Here is a 20,887-nt window from a genome sequence, read left to right as displayed (position 1 = left end):
CCAAAACCCAGAGATGCCATATGTTTAGCGCCCCACAGCCTTAACGCGCACTGCACTGCCCCTTTTGCAGCCCGGCAGAACGCAAATTTTGAACGATTTGAAAAGGACTGTAATGAAGCCAAACCAGGCCGAACCCCGGTCAATCCCCGGAAACAGGGAACTACGTTTTCAAACGCGCCAAACACTGACAACCGATGCGCGGGTGTATGGGAGTAAGTTAAAGAACGAACCAACACCGCAAAAAATGAAGTGCCGAAAAACACGAAGGGCCGCCCGAAGGCAGCCCTTTGCAACAGGATAAAGCGGTGATGCCAACGGCAATCAGCCACGCCCCGAAAGCCATGCGATTCGCAGAATATTGGTCGCACCGGGCGTACCGAACGGAACACCTGCGGTAATAACCAGCGAATCACCGTTATCGGCAAATTCTTCGCGCTTGGCGACGTCACAGGCGATACCCACCATTTCACCAAAATTGGTGGCATCGCGGGTAAAGACCGGGTGAACCCCCCAGCACAGCGCCAAACGACGTGCTGTCTGAATTTTCGGCGTCAGGCCCAGAATCGGAACTTCCGGCCGTTCGCGTGCCGAACGATATGCCGTCGAGCCAGAGGTGGTATAGGTCACCACGGCCTTGGCACCAATCGTTCCGGCAACCTGGCGGGCAGCAGCGCTGATCGCATCAGGAGCATTATGCTCCGGATCCGGGCGGGATGCTTCGCGCAGGCGGAAATAAAGTTCGTCACGTTCAACACGAACCATGATGCGGTTCATGATGCTGACGGTTTCAATCGGATATTTGCCAACGGCACTTTCTGCCGAAAGCATGACCGCATCGGCCCCATCATAAATGGCAGTTGCCACGTCGGATGCCTCGGCACGGGTCGGTGCCGGGTTCGATACCATGGAGTCGAGCATCTGGGTTGCCACAATAACCGGTTTACCGGCTTCACGGCAGGCCTTGATGATGCGTTTCTGCAGGATCGGAACATCTTCGGGCGGGCATTCAACGCCAAGGTCGCCACGGGCCACCATGATGATGTCGGAAAGGGCGACGATTTCATCAAGATGTTCAATTGCCTGCGGTTTTTCCAGCTTTGAAACAATGGCAGCACGGCCATTGACCAGCTTGCGTGCTTCGGCAACGTCTTCAGGGCGCTGAACGAAGGACAGGGCAACGAAATCGACACCCATTTCCAGACCGTAAACCAGATCGATACGGTCCTTTTCGGTCAGCGGCGACATCGGCAGCATCACGTCAGGCAGGTTAACACCCTTGCGATTCGACAGCGGACCGCCGATTTCAACGGTACAATCCGCTGAATTTTCATCGCATTTATCAACCCGCATGCGCAGCTTGCCATCGTCAAGCAGCAGGCTTGCACCCGGCTGCAACGCGGCAAAAACTTCGGGATGGGGCAGCGAAACGCGGGTCTGATCCCCCGGCTTCTTGTCCATGTCAAACCGGAATTGCGCACCGGCTTCCAGGGTGATTTTTTCGTCGGCGAAAGTTCCAACCCGAATCTTCGGGCCCTGCAAATCCATCAGAACGCCAATCGGACGACCAAGCTTGGCTTCGACTTCCCGGATCGTTTCAAACCGTGCCTGATGTTCGGCGTGCTCGCCGTGGGAGAAATTCAAACGAAAGACATCGACGCCTGCCTGGACGATCTTTTCCAGAACGTCCGGCCTAGAACTTGCCGGCCCCAGGGTTGCGATGATTTTCGCCTTACGTTGACGGCGCATCCGCTTTTACCTCGTTGTTTTTCGGTTTCCATTGAATTCTGGCGCGACAACCAGAGTGAAACAGGGCGCGCCAAAATATCCTGATTTTTCGTGTCTGGGGGTATCCCCTTAATAGTGAATCACGCCCGCTTTGAACAGTTACTTTTCTGCTAAGCCAAGGTCGAATGACAATTTTTTCGCTGGACACCCCCCTGTGACGACCTCTTTAAAAGACAAATCAGCTATCATTGCCCGCGGAACAACGATCCAGGGTTTAATTCGGGAATTTTCAAATATGAGCAAATGGGACCATCGTTTTCTGGCACTGGCCGCGCATATCGCCGACTGGTCCAAAGACCGCAGCACGCAGGTAGGTGCCGTTGTGATCGGCCCGAAAAAGGAAATCCGCGCCGTTGGCTATAACGGGTTTCCGCGCGGCGTGAATGATGAAATCGAGGAACGCCATCAGCGCCCGACCAAATATGCCTATACCGAACATGCCGAACGCAATGCGATCTACAATGCCAGCTATACCGGCACATCGCTTGATGGTTGTGCACTTTATGTCACGCATTTTCCCTGCAGCGATTGCGCACGCGCCATTATCCAGGCTGGTATTGCCGAGGTTTATGTGGACCGGCAAAAACTGACCCCGGATTTTCTGGAGCGCTGGGAGCAGGATATGAACATTTCGACCGAAATGTTTGGCGAATCCGGCGTGCAGGTGAAACTGATCGATGGCGAAGGTGAAACCCTGGTACTGGAAACCGAAAATGGCGACGAAAATGCCGCTGAAAATTCGGTCAGCCCGGATGAATTGAAAAACCTGTAGGGGGATCGCGACGCGGCACAAACATTGGTTTCAAGGCATCGCAAGGCCATAGATCATGCTTGCCGCCACACCGACAAACCGGTAATGAATTAAAACTAATGTATGTAACACAGTCTGTTAACCCGGCTGCTGCCAGCAGGAACTGGCAAGATTGACGGTATAGGTTGCCGTACAGCCCAATGCGGATGCAAGACCTGATGAGTGCAAAAATCGATTTTAGCAAAGTCAGTTTTCTGGTCGTGGATGGCGACAAGATATCTGCGCAGGTTGTGTTCGACACATTATCCTATCTGGGGGCGGTCAGCGTTCGCCGGGTGGGCAAACCCGAAGAAGCCTTTCGCATTTTGCGCACCCAGCAGGTCGATATCATTATTACCGAATGGCGTTTGCGCGGTATGGACGGGCTGGAATTTCTCGATTCCCTGCGAAATTCCACCTCCTCGCCCAACCGGTTTGTGCCTGTCATTATGCTAACGGCACATTCCGAACAGCAATATGTCACCACCGCGCGTGACCTTGGCATTACCGAATTTCTGGCAAAACCGTTTAACGCCAAGGCCCTGTATAGCCGGCTTGTATCCGTGATCACGCGGCCGCGCCATTTTATCAATACCAGCACCTATTTCGGCCCGGACCGCCGCCGCCGCCAAGTCCCGTTTGATGGCCCGGACCGCCGCGGCACCGACAAGAGAAACTAGTATCAGGCGACTAAAAAAGGTAAGATCGTTTGCCCTAATTGCGGGCAACCTTTCAACCTGCCGGGACAGCCCAAACCAGATGAATGAACAGAAGCTACCAAAAGTTCAAATCATCCCGCCCCGTACGGAGCTAAAGCAGCGGGCCGTCAACTTCACCAAGGGATTCGATGTTGACCTTGCCCCGGAACAGCTTGAAGAACTGGAAAAAGTTGTCCAGCGCAGCAGTGATTCTTTTGTGCGCAGCATCGGCCATGATCTAACAGAAAGTCGGCAACTGGTTATTGATGCGATTGGCAATGCCGATCTGCGGTCTGCTGCCGTTGAAAAATGCGCCGACCTTGCCTATTCAACCAAAGCCCTGGGCGGCACATTTGATTATCCGTTAATGACGCAGATTGCCAAATCGCTGGAAATTTTTCTGGCGGGTCGCACAACGGCAAACCGCCGCCAGCTTATGGTCACACAATTGCATATTGATGCGATCTACGTGATTCTTGCCAGTCGGGTTACCGGTTTTGGGACGTCAATCGAACAGGCAACCACTGTAGCGCTGGCAAAACTTGCCGCGCGTTATGCCGAACCCCGCGAGTAAACAGCCCCTCGCCCAATCCGCATCCCCCCCCGATGGCGTTTTATCGCAGTACGCCGCGCAAAAAAATAACGGGCATCCACCGTTTGAAAAACTGCGCGGTGATCTGGCATCTGAAAGCCGACCTCCCCTAAACCCCGGGCTGGCGAACCAGTTTCGTTGCGCGTTTTCCAATGCCCGAAGGCAAAGGCAGATGCCCGTTAACCAGGCGTCGGTATGATGGCGACGTTTTAATCAGATGCTACGCTGGCCTTTCACATGGTTTACGAAGTCGATCAGTTCGAAATTTTCGTCGACCTCGCTGGTATCGCCGCTATCTAAGGCGGAAACCGCAACGTCGATATCCGGGCTATGACGACCGATGCCCAATGTCTCAAGGCCTGCCAGAATGGCGTCAAGTTCGTGCGAGATGGCATCAAGACGGGCTTTCATCCATTCCCGCGCCAGTGGTGCATCGCCGCTCAGGACGGCATTTTGCGCCCCCCACAGCATAACGACACTGCGAAACAGGGTCAGTATATCGGCAAGGTCCTGACGCCCACCTTCATCGGTGCGACCGGCCTGCGTTTGTGCTCCCAGGCTAACATGCGTCAAAGCATCGTTAATCTGGCGAAGCAGCGGTGGTATTGGTCCATTATCTTTCATGGCAGGGTCCATTCCTGCTTGTCCGCGAATTCCCCCTTCAAAAGCAGGGAATTATCGGTAGTTAGCTGAAAACGTTACAGTTTTATAAATAGCTCTTTGCGCGATTTTTTGCCTTGATCCGCATCAAGAATGCTTCCAAATGTGCGAACACACATGCGGTTTGTCTAATATTAATATTCTGTGGGATATGCAAGCCCCGGACATTGCTGGCGAAATTCGCTGCCCCAAACTGCCGCAAAAGTTGGGCCGATAAAAAAAACGACATTTCATGAAAAAAGGGGCTTGTCAGACTGAACCACCCTTTATATAAACCGCGCCACACACCGAGCGGGTGTAGCTCAGTTGGTTAGAGCGCCGGCCTGTCACGCCGGAGGCCGCGGGTTCAAGTCCCGTCACTCGCGCCATTTTCCTTCGGGAAAAACAAAAGAAACGCCGCGATTTATTCGCTGGCGTTTTTTTTGTTTTTGCGCCCTGGCAGCCGTGATGTCGGCCTTACTCTTCCTGTTTATTTCGTCCCACCCCGATTTGCATAATTTGCCCTGTGCCCGCCTGCCCGAATAAAAATTTTCGGGCAAAGGTTTGCGTATTTTGCGTTTTTGGCATCCTCCGCCTGCGCACCGATTTGCGATTTGGGTTTATTTTTGCCGCCGCCAAAACCCCATTCACCTTTCCGACCCCGCAAAACAGAGCAAACAGCGTGCGATTTTTCCCGGAAAACCGGGCCTGCCAAGTTACTGTTATTTTTTTGCAAAAAAACGCTTGCCAGACCCGGCAGCCCTTTATATAAACCGCGCCACACACCGAGCGGGTGTAGCTCAGTTGGTTAGAGCGCCGGCCTGTCACGCCGGAGGCCGCGGGTTCAAGTCCCGTCACTCGCGCCACTCTTTTTAGAGTACAAATAGGCCGCTGATCTTTGGATCATGCGGCTTTTTTTGTATCTGCGCTCAGGGGGATCACCCCGCACTATCTCAAGCCCGGTCAAATGTTCAAATACGCGCAGCAAAATCAGCTTCGCCAAGTGGTGTCAGCGGACCAATATATTGGTTCAATTGATAGAATCCGGCTTGGCATACAATATACCCCTGCCCGGCCATTCCCCGCCCTGTGACTCTACCTAAACCCACCCTGCATCGTAGCCGCGAAAATCCGGGCAAATGCCACAATTTATAATCGTTTTTATTTACGCAGTTTCCCGTAAACGAACTTTTGGCGATTATTTACATGTGAATTGTCTGATTTATTGCGGCGCAGCATTGATTGCCCCCCTGAATTGTGCTGTCATCTCGCCGTTACAAAAATGAGGCGGACAATGGTTTTGCCATTTTAACGTTCGCTCTATCGACACCACCAAGACGGGAGGCGCAACATGCGCAAACTTATCGCGGGGCTGATTCTGGGTACTTCACTGGCTACAGCCCCACTGTCAGCCATGGCTGACACGCCGAAAAACGCACTTGTTATGGCGTTTTCGATTGATGACATCATCACCCTTGATCCGGCCGAAATTTTTGAATTTTCCGGCGCGGAATATTCGGGCAACACCTATGACCGCCTGATCGGCTATGACATTGATGACGTTTCCAAAATTCATGGCGTCGTTGCTGAAAGCTGGGATATTTCCGAAGACGGTAAAACCTTTACCTTCAAAATCCGCGACGGCATCAAATTCGCATCGGGCAATCCGCTGACTGCCGAAGACGCTGCCTTTTCGCTGCGCCGTGTTGTGAAGCTTGACCTGTCGCCGGCCTTCATTCTGGGCCAGTTCGGCCTGACCAAAGACAATGTCGATGCCAAAATCACCGCACCGGATGAACATACCCTGGTGATGGAAGTCGACAAGCCCTACGCACCGACCTTCGTTCTGTACTGCCTGACGGCAGGTGTCGGCTCGATCGTCGATAAAAAAGAAGTCATGGAACATGAAAAAGACGGTGATATGGGCCATGAATGGCTGAAAACCGCCTATGCTGGTTCCGGTCCGTTCGAGCTGAACAAATGGACCCCGAATGAAAGCCTCTCGCTGGTTGCCAATGACGATTACTGGGACGGCGCACCGGCAATGAAACGCGTGATTATTCGCAATGTGACCGAAGCCGCCTCGCAGCAGCTTTTGCTGCAGAAAGGCGATATCGACATTGCGCGCAACCTTGAAGCTGACCAGCTTGCTGCCCTTAAAGGCAATGACGATATCAATTTCCAGAAACGCGCCAAAGGCACGGTCTGGTATCTGGGCCTGTCGCAGAAAAACGAATATCTGTCGAACCCGAAGGTACGCGAAGCCCTTAAATATCTTGTCGATTACAATGGCATCGCAGACACCATTCTGGCCGGTCGTGGCACCGTTCACCAGGCCTTCCTGCCCGACGGGTTCCTGGGGGCATCAAACGATAACCCCTATAAACTTGATGTGGAAAAAGCCAAGGAACTGCTTAAAGAAGCCGGATACCCGGATGGCTTTAGCGTGACCATGGATACCCGCAACACCACCGCCATTACCGCAATGGCGCAGTCGCTGCAGGCAACCTGGGCACAGGCTGGCATCAATCTGGAAATCATTCCGGGTGACGGTGGCCAGACCCTGACCAAATACCGTGCCCGCCAGCATGATATTTATATCGGCCGCTGGGGTGCGGATTATCAGGACCCGAACACCAACGCATCGACCTTTGCCTGGAACCCGGACAATTCCGACGATGCCGCAGCGAAACCGCTGGCATGGCGTAACAGCTGGGACCCGAAAGAAATGACGGCCGAAACCGAAGCCGCCATTCTTGAACGCGACACCCAGAAACGTATCGACATGTACAAGGACCTTCAGAAGAAGGTCATGGCAGAAGGTCCGTTTGTGGTGATGTTCCAGGAAACCGAAATTTCCGGTGTCCGCAGCAACGTTCATAACTTCAAACTTGGCCCGTCGTTTGACGACAACAAATATCGTTTTGTGACCAAGGACTAAGGAACGGTTAGATGTCTACCGTGACTTCAACCAGACGGGGCGGGCGCAAACGCGCCCGTCTTCTTTCGGGGCCCGGCGGCAGTGTTGTCCGTGTGGCGTCATCCGTCATCATCACCTTTTTCGGGCTTTTGCTTGTTACCTTCCTGATCGGCCGGATCCTGCCGATCGACCCGGTGATCGCTGCTGTCGGCGACCATGCATCCGAGGCGGTATATGCCCGGGTCCGTGAAGAAATGGGCCTGAACCTGCCGCTTTGGCAGCAATTTTTTGTTTATGTCAGCAATGTGCTGCATGGGGATTTCGGCAAATCGATCCTGACATCCCAACCCGTGCTGACCGACATTGCCCGCGTGTTCCCCGCTACACTCGAACTGGCAACATTGGGCACCATTATCGGCGTTATCCTTGGCGTACCGCTTGGCGTTTTCGCCGCAGTCCACAAGGGTAAATGGCCCGATCATCTGGTGCGTATTTTCGGCCTTGTCGGCTATTCCATGCCGATTTTCTGGCTGGGCCTGATGGGGCTTCTGGTTTTCTACATGAAGCTGGACTGGGTTGCCGGCCCCGGCCGCGTCGACGCGTTTTACGCCGACTTTATCGAACCCACCACCGGCCTGATGCTGGTTGATACCCTGCTTGATGGCGATATCGACCTGTTCTGGAATGCTGTCAGCCACATCATTTTGCCAGCATCGCTTCTGGCGTATTTTTCACTGGCCTATATTGCGCGCATGACACGTTCTTTCATGCTTGAGCAGCTAAGCCAGGAATATATCCTTGCTGCCCGCGTCAAGGGCATTTCGGAATTTCGCATCATCTGGCGTCACGCGCTGGGCAATGTCATGGTGCCGCTTGTCACCGTGATTGCGCTTTCCTATGCCAACCTTCTGGAAGGGTCGGTTCTGACGGAAACAATTTTTGCCTGGCCGGGACTTGGCCTTTACATCACCAATTCACTGCTGAATGCCGACATGAACGCCGTTCTGGGTGGAACCGTTGTGGTGGGTGCCGTGTTTATTGGCGTCAATATGCTGTCCGATCTTTTGTATCGCCTGCTTGATCCGCGCGCCCGAAGGTAAAAAAATGCAAACAGTGACCCAACAAAATTCTGGCGGTTTGCGAAGCTGGCTGACATCCAACACGCCGCAGTCGCGCTTTCAGGCCCGTTGCGGCCGCGCCTGGCTGGCCTGGAGCAAGCTGACAGAAAACCGCCTTGCCATGATCGGCCTTGGCATTGTGCTGGCCCTGATCCTGATTACGATTTTCGCCCCCCTTCTTGCCCCCTACAACCCGATTGCGGCCGACCTGACCAACCGCATCCGCCCGCCCAGTGCGACACACTGGTTTGGCACCGACCAGCTGGGACGCGATATTTTATCGCGCCTGATTTATGGCGCACAATATACCCTGATGGTCGTGGGGCTTGTTGCCATTACTGCCGCCCCTGTCGGCCTGCTGATTGGCACGGTATCGGGTTATTTTGGTGGCTGGGTTGATGCGGTTTTAATGCGCATCACCGATATTTTCCTCGCCTTCCCGAAACTGATTTTGGCACTGGCATTTGTTTCGGCCCTGGGGCCGGGGCTTGAAAATGCCGTGCTTGCCATCGCATTAACGGCATGGCCGCCCTATGCCCGTATCGCACGTGCCGAAACCATCACGGTTCGCAAATCGGACTATATTGATGCAGCCCGCCTGCAGGGCGTTTCCAGCAGCGGGCTTATTCTGGGGCATATCATGCCCATGTGCATCAGTTCGGTTGTTGTACGTGTGACGCTCGATATGGCCGGCATGATCCTGATTGCAGCGGGCCTTGGCTTTTTGGGCCTGGGTGCACAGCCGCCCACGCCGGAATGGGGTGCCATGGTTTCCGAAGGCCGCCAGTTCCTGTTGCAGCAATGGTGGGTTTCGACCGTGCCAGGCCTGGCAATTTTTGTTGTCAGTTTGGGCTTTAACCTGCTGGGTGATGGCCTGCGCGATGTTCTTGACCCGCGCGGAGGAGACTGACCATGAGCCAGGAAAAACTGTTATCGGTTAAAAACCTGACCGTGACCTTCAGCACATCCAAGGGGCCGGTCAATGCCGTTCGCGGCGTTTCGTTTGACCTGGGCCGGGAACGGCTGGGTATTGTTGGTGAATCGGGTTCGGGCAAATCGCAGACCGGACGTGCCATTTTGGGGCTGACCGCCGCCAATGGCACCATTGCAGCCGATGAAATGCAGTTCCACGATGTTGATTTGCGCAACCTGAGCCCCCGCCAATGGCGCAAGGTGCGGGGTGCGCGCATTTCCATGATCATGCAGGACCCGAAATATTCGCTTAACCCGGTGATGACGATTGGTGATCAAATCATCGAGGCCTACCGTGAACATTACAAGGTCGGCACCAAAGAAGCCACGCATCGCGCCATTGAAATGCTGGAAGCGGTGAAAATCCGTGACCCGCAGCGCGTATTCAAATCCTATCCGCACGAAGTTTCGGGCGGGATGGGCCAGCGCGTGATGATTGCGATGATGCTGATCCCCGAGCCGGAACTGATCATTGCTGACGAACCGACATCCGCCCTTGATGTGACGGTGCAGTTGCAGGTGATGGCAATTCTTGATGATCTGGTGCGCGAACGCGGCATGGCGCTGATTTTTATCAGCCACGACTTACATCTGGTGTCGAGTTTCTGTGATCGGGTGCTGGTGATGTATCAGGGTCGTGTTGTTGAAGAAATCAGCGCAAGCGAACTGGACCAGGCAAAACACCCCTATACCCAGGGCCTGTTAAACTGCCTGCCGAAAATGGATGGCAATCACGACGACCTGCCCGTTTTGCAACGCCAGGCAAGCTGGGCGGAAGGATAAGCCAATGATTGAAATTGAAAATCTCAATGCCTGGTTTGGCGAGAACCATGTGCTGAAGGATGTATCACTGAAGGTGCCGAAAAATGGTTCCTTTGGCTTGGTCGGCGAATCCGGTTCGGGCAAGTCGACTGTTTTACGCACCATGACCGGCCTGGTCGAAGACTGGGAAGGCGCCATGATCGTGAATGGCCATGAACTGGGCCATAAACGCAACAAGGCGTTTTACCGCCAGGTTCAAATGGTGTTTCAGGACCCGTTCGGATCGCTTCATCCGCGCCACACCATCGACCGGATCTTAAGCGAGCCGGTTTCAGTCCATAATCTGGGCGATTCTGACCGCCGGGTTGTAAAGGCGCTTGAGCAGGTGGGGCTGGATAATTCGTTCCGGTTTCGCTATCCGCATCAGCTTTCGGGGGGGCAGCGCCAGCGCGTTGCCATCGCCCGTGCGCTGATTTTGGAACCCAGCGTGCTGCTGCTCGACGAACCAACATCGGCACTGGATGTTTCGATCCAGGCTGAGGTGCTAAATCTGCTGGCGGCATTGCGCCGTGACCTGGGCCTTACCTATGTCATGGTCAGCCACGATCTGGCGGTTGTCGCGCATGTATGTGATGATATCGCAATCATGAATCGCGGCCGTATCGTTGAACGCGCCACCGCCAGCCAGCTTGCCCAGGGTTCACTTGAACATCCCTATTCACAGCAGCTTTACAAGGCGGCAGGCGGATATGACCGTGCCGTTATTGACAGCTTTGTCGACTGGGACTGACCGGAGATACCATGACTGCCACCACCACCAGCCAATTCGCAACACCCTTCGCCCCCGCAGACAGCACGCTTAGCAATTACAAGCGCAAGCATATCCCATCCTTCACCTGGGATGCCCATGCCTGCCTGCCGCTGGACCCGATTGTGCCAATCGACCTGCTTGATACCTATCGTGCGGGCAATATCGACTATGTCTGCATCAATGTCGGCATGGACATGAATTCGGTTGCGCATATCATGCGGGTGATTGCCGCATTCCGCGCCAAGATTGCCGTCCACCCCGACAAATATATGCAGATCGAAACATTCGACGATCTGGCAAAGGCCAAAAAGGCCGGCCTGCTTGGCGTTGGCTTTGACCTTGAAGGGTCTGTCATGCTCCAGGACATGCCCGAAATGGTGCCGGTATTTGCCAAACTGGGCGTAAAGCAAATTCACTTTGCCTATAACCGCAACAATTCCGTCGCGGGCGGTTGCCACGATACCGATATCCCGCTGACCGCGCTGGGCCATGAAATCGTCAAGGCGGTGAATGCGTCGGGCATGATCATGGATTGTTCGCATACCGGGCGGCAAAGCAGCCTCGATATTATGCGGGCATCCAGCAAGCCTGTGGTTTTCAGCCACGCCAACCCCAAGGTTCTGGGCGGGCATGAACGCTGCATCGATGATGAACAGATCAAGGCCTGTGCCGAGACCAATGGTGTGATCGGCGTTTGCGGTTTCCAGCGTTTCATCAAATCGGCCAATGCACCCGACGTCCCCGATATGGTGCGCCATATCGATTATCTGGTGAAGCTGGTGGGGGTAAACCATGTCGGCATCGGCCTTGATACGATGCCGTCTGTTAAAGGGGCCAACGATTTCCCCGACGGTGTCGATAACGGTTATTACTGGCCCAAAGACCGTGGCTATGGCCCCGATGCCGGGGGTGCCGCCGTGTTTGACCCGCGCAAAATGCCCATGCTGGCCGATGCCCTGATCAACGAAGGCTACCTGCCCGACGATGTTGATAAAATCATGGGCGAAAACTTTATCCGTGTCGCCCGCGAAAGCTGGTAAAACGCGAAGCAGTTACCCCCCGGCCCTTAACCGGCCGGGGCACCTGCCCGGCACAGGAGGGCAACAAAAGTTGCCACATCTTCCCCGCAATACAAACCCGACCAAAGAACCGGCACCAACCTTTCGCACATCGCCGCGCGGCATGGATGGGTTTGTGCCCAGTCGCAATTTACTAAAGAACGATGATGCGCCGGGAAACGACATTTACATGCAGCTTTATGCCCATCAGCATGTTGTGGACCCGTTTCTGGTGCCCGCCGTTCGCGAACCCATGCTGGTATGGGTTGTACGCGGGGCCGCATTGGTCGATGAACGCGAATTGGGCGGGATATGGCAAACCGCCCATGTCAAAGCCCACGATTTTTTCCTGATCCATTCGCAGAACCCCTATGAAATTCGCTGGCAAGCACAGGGCGACGCGCCGTTTGAAGTGCTGCATCTTTACCTGCCCCTGCCGGTATTTGAAAAACTTGCCGAAGAAACCAGCACATCGCGAGGCCGAAACATCACCCTGCGCGAGGTTTCAGGCCAGCGTGATGATAAAGTCAGCACGTTTCTGGAACTGCTGTATCACGAAGTCATTCGCCCCTTCCCGCCAAGCCAGGCCTTTATTGAGGGCATTGTGCAAAGCCTGATTGTGCATTTGATTCGCGAATATGGTCAGACACAGGATGGTGGCACACCCTTGGAAACACGCTTGCCCGCCCATCGCCTGCATCGGGTGCAAACCTATTTACAGGCGCATATTGGCGAGAAGTTTGACCTTAATGCCTGCGCCCGTGAAGCCGGATTAAGCCCCTATCATTTTTCACGATTGTTCAAAAAAACCACGGGCACAACGCCTTCGCGGTACTTCATCGCGCAAAAAATCGCAAAATCACAACAATTGATGCGCGAAAGCGATCTTGGCATTCTCGAAATTGCATTAATGCTGGGATATGAAAGTTCCAGCCATTTTTCCCAGATATTCAAACGCGAAACCGGCATGACACCGCGTCAATACCGACAGGGATAAATGCCATATCAGCCGTGAACGCGAAAGTTTGCGCAATATCGCGATAGTTTTGGCAATCCACCGAAAGAAGCCAAATTACCCCTGCCCTAGGATGCGCCCTGTTGATCGAACCGGAATGCCAGACAGGCTGGCAAACCGGGACCCCAATTTAACAGGAGCCTCAAATGCCCAATCTTAACGGTAAAACTGCCCTTATTACCGGCGCATCAAGCGGCATTGGCGCCGCAACGGCACGTGAACTGGCACAGGCTGGCGTCACCGTTGGCATCGCCGCACGCCGCACAGATCGCCTTGAAACCCTGAAAACCGAAATTGAAGCCACTGGCGGCAAGGCCATTATCCTTGAAATGGATGTTTGCGATGTCGCATCGGTCGAAGCCGGTGTTGCTAAACTTGTGGATGCCACCGGGACCATCGACATCCTGTTTAACAATGCCGGGCTGATGCCGCTTTCGGACATTGATCAATTCAAAACCGACGAATGGCGGCGCATGGTGGATGTAAATATCAATGGTGTCCTAAACACCACGTCGGCGGTATTGCCCCATATGATTGCCGCCAAATCGGGGCATATTTTCAATACATCATCGATTGCCGGGCGCAAGGTTTTTGCCGGTTTAACGGTCTATTGCGCCACCAAACACGCCATCACCGCCTTTTCTGACGGGTTGCGCATGGAAGTGGGTAAAAAACACAATATCCGCGTTACCTGCATTCAACCCGGTGCTGTTGCGACCGAACTTTACGAACAAATCAGCGATCCTGCGATCAAAGCGCAGATGGAAGATTTACGTAAAGAAATGACCTTCCTTGAAGGCAATGACATTGCAAATACCATTCTTTACGCAGCCCAGGCCCCCAACCATGTCGATCTGGCCGAAATATTCATCATGCCGACCCAACAAAGCTGGTGATTAGCAATGCTGGTGCCCGGCCTAAATCCGGCCGGGCACCATAACATCGTCAGATCAAATCTTCATACCACGGGCCGATGGTCAGGGTGACGCCCATATTTTTTCCGACATATTTTTCCTTCTTTGAGGGGACATTTTCGCCAGATGGTCAAGTGGCATCCCCAACATTCGGGTTTTCATCCAGACTAAAGCCATAAGCCATGCCAAATTTGTTGCTGGCATTGGGGCCAAAAATGGTTTTTCCACCCAACTTGCCATGCACATCAGAATAGTGCAGGAACTTGGCGTAAATATCATGGGCGAAAACTTTGTCTGGCTGGTCCGCGAAAGCTGGTAAACAAAACGACGAACCTATCCATAGCGTTAAAGGCAGCCTGTCACGGGTTGCCCTTTTTGTTGCCCGTTTACAGCATGTTTCCATTGATAAGCGCCGTATCAAGAAATGCCCGCAACCGTTTGGAACGGCGCATATCCTGATGATATCCAACCCATGTTGTGCGTCCGGGTGGCGATGGCAACATTGTGATTTCAACCAGGGGTGCAAACGACCGCGCCAGCACCTTGGGCAGCACCGCAATACCCGCCCCTTGCGCGCATAGCTGCGCCTGCACCTCGCGGTTATTGCTGCGCAAGGCAACATGACTGTTGGGCAAGGTTTCGATCAGCCACCGGGTATCAGGCATAGTTGAAAATGCCTCATCCATCGTAATGAGCGCACAACCGCTACCGTCCCCGGCCTTTGGCCATAGCTGATCGCGGGCACAATACACGCCATAATCGATATCCAGCAATTTACGCGACACAATACCTGCCCCGTTAAACGGTGTGATTCGAAACACCAGATCGGCCTCGCGCCGTGATAAATCCAGCAATCGTGATTCGGTGATCAATTCGGTTACAATGTTTGGATACTGCGCCGAAAACCGCGCAATTAAGGGTGCAAGCACATAAACACCAAACCAGTCTGACGACGAGAGACGCAATGTCCCGTGCAATTGCTGTTCGCCACCGGCCAGTCCTCGTTGCAGAGCATTGGCTTCTTCCTCCATGCGCTCCGCACTGGCTAACATGGTTTCGCCTTCACTGGTGGGAATAAATCCCTCCGGTGTTCGTTGAAACAATGAATGGCCAATATCCTGCTCAAGCTTTTTAAGCCGGCGCCCCATGGTTGGCTGGGTCATTCCCAACCTGCGCGCAGCACGTCCCAGTGTCCCCTCACGGTAAACCGCCAAAAACACTTCGATATCACTCCAGTTCATCTCTAAACTCATTCATTTTTGCATGGATATAACTCATTATCTTTTATTTCCATTCATCCATCAACGAGCGATCCTTCGGTAGTTCCTTTTTACCGGAGACGTCACATGCCCATGATGAAAGCCGCCGTTCTGGCGCACCAAAATGATGAATTCAAAATCACCGACCTGCCCCGTCCGGTCGCGGGGGATGGCACTGTTCTGGTGCGTATTCAGGCTAGCAGTGTGAACCCGCTTGATACCAAAATTCGAAGTGGCAATGCCGCCCATGCCCGCCACCCTCTGCCCGGCATTTTGGGTATTGATATGGTCGGAACAGTGGTGGAGCCCGGCACAAATGTCGCCGGCTTTAAGCCTGGTGACATTGTATATGGCATGACTGGCGGTGTTGGTGGCCTACAGGGGGCGCTGGCACAATATGCCGCAGTCGATGCCCGGTTGCTTGCCCTGGTACCAGATACATTTTCAATCCGCGAAGCCGCCGCCTTGCCTCTGGCCTTTATTACAGCTTGGGAAGGGTTGGTAGATCGGGTTAAGCTGCAGGGGCCGAAAAAAGTTCTGGTCATTGGTGGTGGCGGTGCGGTGGGCCAAATGGCCATTCAAATTGCCCGTGCACGCGGTGCAATTGTTTATGCGGTTGATTCAGCGAAAAAAGGCCCGGTCATTGAATCGCTGGGCGCAACTTTTATTAATTACGAACACCACACAGTCGCCGATTATGTCGCAACCCATACGGACAATACCGGCTTTGACGTCGTATACGACACCATTGGGGGCCCGGGCCTTGATGCCGCCTTCCAGGCCGTTTCCGAATTTGGCCATGTCGCCAGTTGCCTTGGCTGGGGCACCCATGCCCTTGCACCCTTGTCGTTCAAAGGCGCCAGTTATTCGGGCGTTTTCACCTTAACCCCCTTACTGGCAAACCAGCGCCGCCAACGTCACGGTGACATCATGGCTGAAGCCACCCGCATGGCAAATGCCGGGCAGCTAAAACTTCAGATTGATCCACGGGAATTCACACTCGAAACCGTTAACGACGCCTATTTCGCACTCGAAAGTGGCAATGTTAACGGCAAACTGATCATTACCATTGCCTGAAAATCCAAACTGAACATCACACGATCAAAGACGGGGTTTCGCGCCCCGTCTTTTTATTGACGCGTAGGGAATAAATGATCTGCACCATGCAGGAAAAATATCTCTTAAACGCTCGCTTCATCCTTGCGCACCGGGCGCGGGCGGCCATTGGCGTCGATGGCGACAAAGGTAAAGGTGGCTTCGGTCACCTTGATGCGCGGCGGCTGGTTGCGGCGCAAAACCCAGGCTTCGAGATGCAGCACCATGGATGTGGTGCCGATACGGTCGATATCGCCATAAACACAGACAACATCACCAACATAAACCGGGCGGTGGAAGGTCATGCCATCAACCGCGACGGTGGCAACGCGGCCTTCCGCGATCTGGCTGGCAAGCACGCCACCGGCAATATCCATTTGCGACATCAGCCAACCGCCGAAAATATCGCCGCTGGGGTTGGTATCGCCAGGCATTGCCAGGGTCCGCGTGCACATATCCCCACGCGGCATTGCGCCTTCACTGTTGGCGGTTTCGTTTTTATCGACCATCGCACTCACTCCTGGTTGCCGAAAGACCGGCCTGATCCTGTATTTTTTTCATCGAACCCGGTTGCATTGCAAAACGAAAAACATTTTTATGAGCCGGGATTTAAATCTTATGGTACTCGTTTATCGGCAGGCCTTGCCAGCGTCGAGTTGGGTATAGCGGTAATGCGTTATATGCAACAATCGCCATTTCGGGCCTGCGCACCAGATTATGCTATTAAAACAACCAGTTGCGTTCCGGGGAACATGACCGACCTTTTCGAAGATTCAAACCAAAGCACCGCAAACGCATATTCCGCCAAAGATATCGAGGTCCTTGAAGGCCTTGAACCTGTCCGCCGGCGACCGGGTATGTATATTGGTGGCACCGATGACACCGCCCTGCACCATCTGGTGGCCGAGATCCTCGATAACTCGATGGACGAAGCGGTGGCCGGCCATGCCGACTGGATCGAACTGGAACTGCAGACCGACAATACCGTTCTGATCCGCGATAACGGCCGTGGTATCCCGACCGATCCGCACCCGAAATTCCCCGATAAATCGGCACTGGAAGTGATTTTGACCACCCTGCATTCGGGCGGCAAATTTTCCGGCAAGGCCTATGAAACGTCGGGCGGTTTGCACGGTGTGGGTATGTCGGTGGTGAACGCACTGACCGACAAATTCCGTGTTGAAGTCGCGCGTGATCGCAAACTGGTGTTTCAGGAATATTCGCGCGGTGTCCCGCAAGGCCCGCTGCAGGATGGCGGCACGGTAAACAACCGCCGCGGCACCACGGTTATTTTCCGCCCCGACCCCGAAATTTTCGGGGCGCGCGCCAAACTGAAACCGGGCACCATCTTTCGGATGGCGCGGTCAAAGGCGTATCTTTACAAGGGCGTTGAAATTCGCTGGTCATGTGATCCGTCGCTTCTGACCAGCGATGATCCGACCCCACAAAAAGAAGTCCTGAAATTCCCCAACGGTATTCTGGACTATCTCGAAATGACCCTGAAGGGTCGCGAGATGGTCACCGAACGCCCGTTTGCCGGTGAAGCCAAATTTTCCGACAGCCCCGGCCGGGTTGAATGGGCTGTGGGCTGGCCCGAAGGGGGCGAAGGCTATTTCCATTCCTATTGTAATACCGTTCCCACCCCGCTGGGCGGCACGCACGAGGCCGGTTTCCGTTATGCCCTGACCAAGGCCATCAAGGCGTATGGCGATATGGTCGGCATGAAAAAGGCATCAACCATCACCGCCGAAGACGTTTTTGGTGGTGGCTGCATTATGCTGTCAGTCTTCATCCCGGACCCGCAATTTCAGGGTCAGACCAAGGAAAAACTGGGCACGCAGAACGCAACCAAACTGGTTGAAACTGCCGTTCGTGACCATTTTGACCACTGGCTGACCGGTGATACCGAAAATGCCAAGCGGCTTTTGGAACGCATTGTTATGCGTGCCGAAGAACGCCTGCGCCGCAAGGAAAAGAAAGAAACCAAACGCCAGTCTGCCACACGGCGCCTGCGACTGCCCGGCAAGCTGACGGACTGTTCCCGTTCGATTGCGGCGGGTACTGAAATTTTCCTCGTCGAAGGGGATTCGGCAGGTGGCTCGGCCAAGCAGGCCCGTGACCGCGAAACCCAGGCCGTTTTGCCGCTGCGCGGTAAAATCCTGAACGTGGCATCGGCAACCCGCGAAAAAATGATGGCCAACCAGGAAATCAAGGACATGATCGAAGCCTTTGGCTGCGGTACCGGTTCTGATTTCAGCCTGAAAGATTTGCGCTATGAACGCATCATCATCATGACCGATGCTGACGTCGACGGCGCACATATCGCATCGCTTCTGATGACGTTCTTCTATCAGGAAATGCCGGGTCTTATCGAAAATGGCAGCCTGTTTTTGGCCATGCCGCCACTTTACCGTCTGACACAGGGCGGAAAAAGCATCTATGCGATGGATGATGCCGAAAAAGAACAGCTGTTAAATACCGAGTTCAAGAACCCCGCCAAGGTCGAAATTTCGCGCTTTAAAGGTTTGGGTGAAATGCCATCCCAGCAGTTGCGTGACACCACCATGTCGCGCGCAAACCGCACCCTTTTGCGTGTCACCCTGCCCGATGCCGCCGAACCGGACGGAAAAGAACAGACCAAAGACCTTGTCGGTCGCCTGATGGGTAAAAAGCCGGAACTGCGTTTCCAGTTCATTCAGGAACATGCCCGCTTTGTCCAGGATATCGACGTTTAAGGCAGTTTAAATACCATCTTCATCAAACCCGGCATTTGCGTGCCGGGTTTTTTGTCCCCTTTTCGCGGAAATTCCCATGCCTGCCGATTATGCATCAATCCTGGCTGATATTGCTGAACGTGTAAAACAGCGCGATTTTCAAACCGCACGCAATGCCGATTATATCCCGGCCCTTGCCGCTGTTCCCGGTGATCGGTTTGCCATGGTTATTCGCGATGTGAACGGGGCGGAATACAGCACCGGCGATGCTGACATTCCCTTTTCGATCCAAAGTGTATCCAAGGTTTTTGCCCTGGTGCTGGCATTGCGCAGTTGCGGCGAGGAACTTTGGCAGGCCGTAAGGCGCGAACCCAGCGGATCGGCGTTTAATTCGCTGATTTTGCTGGAACAGGAAGAAGGCATACCGCGCAACCCGTTCATCAATGCCGGGGCCATTCGCGTTTGTGACATGATTTCATCGCGCTTTGCCAACCCGGACCGATCCGTGGCCGAATTTTTAGGCCGGTTAAGCGGCAATCCCGATATTCGCGCCGATAATGATGTGTATTTATCCGAAGACCAGCATGGCAACCGCAACCGCGCCATTGCCTATCTGATGAAAAGCTTTGAAAAGCTCGATAACCCGGTCGAGGCAGTTGTGCGCACCTATTTCAAGCAATGCGCAATTGCCATGAGCGCACGGGAAATGGCCCGTGCGACCCTGTTTCTCGCCAATCAAGGCATTGGCATTGACGGCAATATGGTTTTATCCCCCGCCGAAACCAGGCGCATTAATGCCCTGATGCTGACATGCGGCATGTATGACGGCGTTGGCGATTTCGCCTTTTCCGTAGGTATCCCGGCCAAAAGCGGGGTTGGTGGTGCCATTATCGGCGTTATTCCGGGGGAATTTTCGGTTTGTGTGTGGTCACCACGGCTGGATGCCCGCGGTAATTCGGCTGCGGGCATTGCCGCCCTTGAAATGCTGATCGAAGCAATCGGCCGGTCGGTTTTCTAACCAAACCCGGCCGCTTTGCTGCGAATTGCACGGTTTTGACCCGCGTGATCAGGGGTTATCCTTTGCCTGGCAAATAACGGCGTAAAACATCGTCTTTCAGCACGAAATGATGCCAAAGTGCTGCCACCCCATGCAGGCCCGCCAGAATAATCATCACCGTTGCCATCGTGCCATGAATACCTTCCATCACCTCGTGCAATTGGTGATTATTGGCGAAATTTGGCAAGGAAAACAGGCCAAGAACCGGGAAATTGCGACCAATCGTCGTCATTGCCGTTAACCCGGTCAGCGGTATTGCCAGCATCAACACATAAAGAATGCCCTGCATGATCCAGGCGGCAAAATTGGCTTTATCCTGCACTCTGCCGGTTTTCGCTGTCGCGATACGCGAATTGGCAATAACGGCGATAATGCGCGGCAAAAACAGCCCCAATACCGATAACCCCACCAGAATATGCCATCCCAACACCGAAAGGCGCTGATCACGCGGCAGGTCTTCCATGTTTTTGCCAATGATAAAGGCCGTAATGATTAACGCTGCCATCATCCAGTGCAATGCCGGGACCAGCCAGATCGGGCGATTTGACCCTTCATTGGGTGCCTGTTCAAAGGCTGCTTGCGACAAATTTTGCGAAGACACTGACATTTTGTGATCCTTCGGACTATGTTCTGATGATCAGCAGTTTATGCGCCATCTGTAACCCTCCGATCCCGAAATTGTATCAAG

19 protein-coding genes and 2 tRNA genes are annotated in these 20,887 nt (G+C 53.9%); 16 read left to right on the top strand and 5 right to left on the bottom strand.

Going from position 1 to position 20,887, the window contains the following annotated elements; genetic code table 11:
- Positions 1 to 321 precede the first annotated feature (321 nt).
- Positions 322 to 1,746 (bottom strand): pyruvate kinase, encoded by a 1,425-nt coding sequence (pyk, locus tag CSC3H3_RS07465; RefSeq protein WP_101267790.1) that lies wholly within the window; start codon positions 1,744 to 1,746, stop codon positions 322 to 324.
- Between the two features lie 274 nt (positions 1,747 to 2,020).
- Between pyk and CSC3H3_RS07460 the strand changes: the two genes are divergently transcribed.
- The 3 genes from CSC3H3_RS07460 to CSC3H3_RS07450 all read left to right on the top strand — a co-directional run bounded on the left by CSC3H3_RS07460 (position 2,021) and on the right by CSC3H3_RS07450 (position 3,847).
- Complete coding sequence (locus CSC3H3_RS07460; protein ID WP_101284447.1) at positions 2,021 to 2,557, top strand: deoxycytidylate deaminase; 537 nt, start codon at positions 2,021 to 2,023, stop codon at positions 2,555 to 2,557.
- A gap of 197 nt (positions 2,558 to 2,754) precedes the next feature.
- The gene (locus CSC3H3_RS07455; protein ID WP_101267794.1) at positions 2,755 to 3,255 is read left to right on the top strand and encodes a response regulator; all 501 of its coding nucleotides are present in this window, start codon (positions 2,755 to 2,757) and stop codon (positions 3,253 to 3,255) included.
- Between the two features lie 79 nt (positions 3,256 to 3,334).
- Complete coding sequence (locus tag CSC3H3_RS07450) at positions 3,335 to 3,847, top strand: transcriptional regulator (RefSeq protein WP_101284446.1); 513 nt, start codon at positions 3,335 to 3,337, stop codon at positions 3,845 to 3,847.
- 231 nt (positions 3,848 to 4,078) lie between these two features.
- Here CSC3H3_RS07450 and CSC3H3_RS07445 read toward each other — a convergent pair whose 3' ends face one another.
- Positions 4,079 to 4,489, bottom strand: a complete 411-nt coding sequence (locus CSC3H3_RS07445; RefSeq protein WP_101284445.1) for a hypothetical protein — start codon at positions 4,487 to 4,489, stop codon at positions 4,079 to 4,081.
- 327 nt (positions 4,490 to 4,816) lie between these two features.
- Between CSC3H3_RS07445 and CSC3H3_RS07435 the strand changes: the two genes are divergently transcribed.
- The 10 genes from CSC3H3_RS07435 to CSC3H3_RS07385 all read left to right on the top strand — a co-directional run bounded on the left by CSC3H3_RS07435 (position 4,817) and on the right by CSC3H3_RS07385 (position 14,056).
- Positions 4,817 to 4,893 (top strand) — tRNA-Asp (locus CSC3H3_RS07435).
- A 400-nt stretch (positions 4,894 to 5,293) separates the two neighbouring features.
- Positions 5,294 to 5,370, top strand: a tRNA-Asp gene (locus CSC3H3_RS07425).
- A gap of 485 nt (positions 5,371 to 5,855) precedes the next feature.
- On the top strand, positions 5,856 to 7,445 hold the full coding sequence (locus tag CSC3H3_RS07420) for an ABC transporter substrate-binding protein (RefSeq protein ID WP_101267802.1): 1,590 nt from the start codon (positions 5,856 to 5,858) through the stop codon (positions 7,443 to 7,445).
- Positions 7,446 to 7,456: 11 nt separating this feature from the next.
- A complete protein-coding gene (locus tag CSC3H3_RS07415; protein ID WP_101267804.1) occupies positions 7,457 to 8,524 on the top strand; it encodes an ABC transporter permease in 1,068 nt (355 codons plus the stop codon).
- A 4-nt stretch (positions 8,525 to 8,528) separates the two neighbouring features.
- Positions 8,529 to 9,452: a nickel transporter permease gene (nikC, locus tag CSC3H3_RS07410; RefSeq protein ID WP_101267806.1), complete on the top strand. Its 924-nt coding sequence runs from the start codon at positions 8,529 to 8,531 to the stop codon at positions 9,450 to 9,452.
- Between the two features lie 2 nt (positions 9,453 to 9,454).
- Positions 9,455 to 10,297: an ABC transporter ATP-binding protein gene (locus CSC3H3_RS07405; protein ID WP_101284442.1), complete on the top strand. Its 843-nt coding sequence runs from the start codon at positions 9,455 to 9,457 to the stop codon at positions 10,295 to 10,297.
- Positions 10,298 to 10,301: 4 nt separating this feature from the next.
- Positions 10,302 to 11,066: an ABC transporter ATP-binding protein gene (locus CSC3H3_RS07400; RefSeq protein WP_101284441.1), complete on the top strand. Its 765-nt coding sequence runs from the start codon at positions 10,302 to 10,304 to the stop codon at positions 11,064 to 11,066.
- 11 nt (positions 11,067 to 11,077) lie between these two features.
- On the top strand, positions 11,078 to 12,127 hold the full coding sequence (locus tag CSC3H3_RS07395) for a dipeptidase (RefSeq protein ID WP_101284440.1): 1,050 nt from the start codon (positions 11,078 to 11,080) through the stop codon (positions 12,125 to 12,127).
- A 70-nt stretch (positions 12,128 to 12,197) separates the two neighbouring features.
- Complete coding sequence (locus CSC3H3_RS07390; protein ID WP_245881322.1) at positions 12,198 to 13,142, top strand: AraC family transcriptional regulator; 945 nt, start codon at positions 12,198 to 12,200, stop codon at positions 13,140 to 13,142.
- Between the two features lie 164 nt (positions 13,143 to 13,306).
- Positions 13,307 to 14,056 (top strand): SDR family oxidoreductase, encoded by a 750-nt coding sequence (locus CSC3H3_RS07385; RefSeq protein WP_101284439.1) that lies wholly within the window; start codon positions 13,307 to 13,309, stop codon positions 14,054 to 14,056.
- A 404-nt stretch (positions 14,057 to 14,460) separates the two neighbouring features.
- Here the strand turns inward: CSC3H3_RS07385 and CSC3H3_RS07375 are convergent, their stop codons facing one another.
- Positions 14,461 to 15,327 (bottom strand): LysR family transcriptional regulator, encoded by an 867-nt coding sequence (locus CSC3H3_RS07375; RefSeq protein WP_245881321.1) that lies wholly within the window; start codon positions 15,325 to 15,327, stop codon positions 14,461 to 14,463.
- 93 nt (positions 15,328 to 15,420) lie between these two features.
- Between CSC3H3_RS07375 and CSC3H3_RS07370 the strand changes: the two genes are divergently transcribed.
- Positions 15,421 to 16,410, top strand: a complete 990-nt coding sequence (locus CSC3H3_RS07370; protein ID WP_101284436.1) for a zinc-dependent alcohol dehydrogenase family protein — start codon at positions 15,421 to 15,423, stop codon at positions 16,408 to 16,410.
- A 104-nt stretch (positions 16,411 to 16,514) separates the two neighbouring features.
- On the opposite strand, the gene CSC3H3_RS07365 is transcribed toward CSC3H3_RS07370, so the two are convergent.
- Positions 16,515 to 16,937: an acyl-CoA thioesterase gene (locus CSC3H3_RS07365; RefSeq protein ID WP_101284435.1), complete on the bottom strand. Its 423-nt coding sequence runs from the start codon at positions 16,935 to 16,937 to the stop codon at positions 16,515 to 16,517.
- A 243-nt stretch (positions 16,938 to 17,180) separates the two neighbouring features.
- Between CSC3H3_RS07365 and parE the strand changes: the two genes are divergently transcribed.
- Together parE and CSC3H3_RS07355 are read left to right on the top strand one after the other, a co-directional pair.
- Positions 17,181 to 19,163, top strand: coding sequence for a DNA topoisomerase IV subunit B (parE, locus tag CSC3H3_RS07360; protein ID WP_101284434.1), 1,983 nt, complete (start codon positions 17,181 to 17,183; stop codon positions 19,161 to 19,163).
- A gap of 76 nt (positions 19,164 to 19,239) precedes the next feature.
- Positions 19,240 to 20,160, top strand: coding sequence for a glutaminase (locus tag CSC3H3_RS07355; RefSeq protein ID WP_101284433.1), 921 nt, complete (start codon positions 19,240 to 19,242; stop codon positions 20,158 to 20,160).
- 55 nt (positions 20,161 to 20,215) lie between these two features.
- On the opposite strand, the gene CSC3H3_RS07350 is transcribed toward CSC3H3_RS07355, so the two are convergent.
- Entirely contained in the window at positions 20,216 to 20,806 is a 591-nt protein-coding gene (locus CSC3H3_RS07350) for a cytochrome b (protein ID WP_101284432.1), read from the bottom strand.
- Between the last annotated feature and the right edge of the window lie 81 nt (positions 20,807 to 20,887).

This window comes from Thalassospira marina (genome assembly GCF_002844375.1).
Classification (GTDB): domain Bacteria; phylum Pseudomonadota; class Alphaproteobacteria; order Rhodospirillales; family Thalassospiraceae; genus Thalassospira; species Thalassospira marina.
Note: the sequence above shows the minus strand (reverse complement) of the source record. Positions and strands in the feature narration are given on the sequence as shown.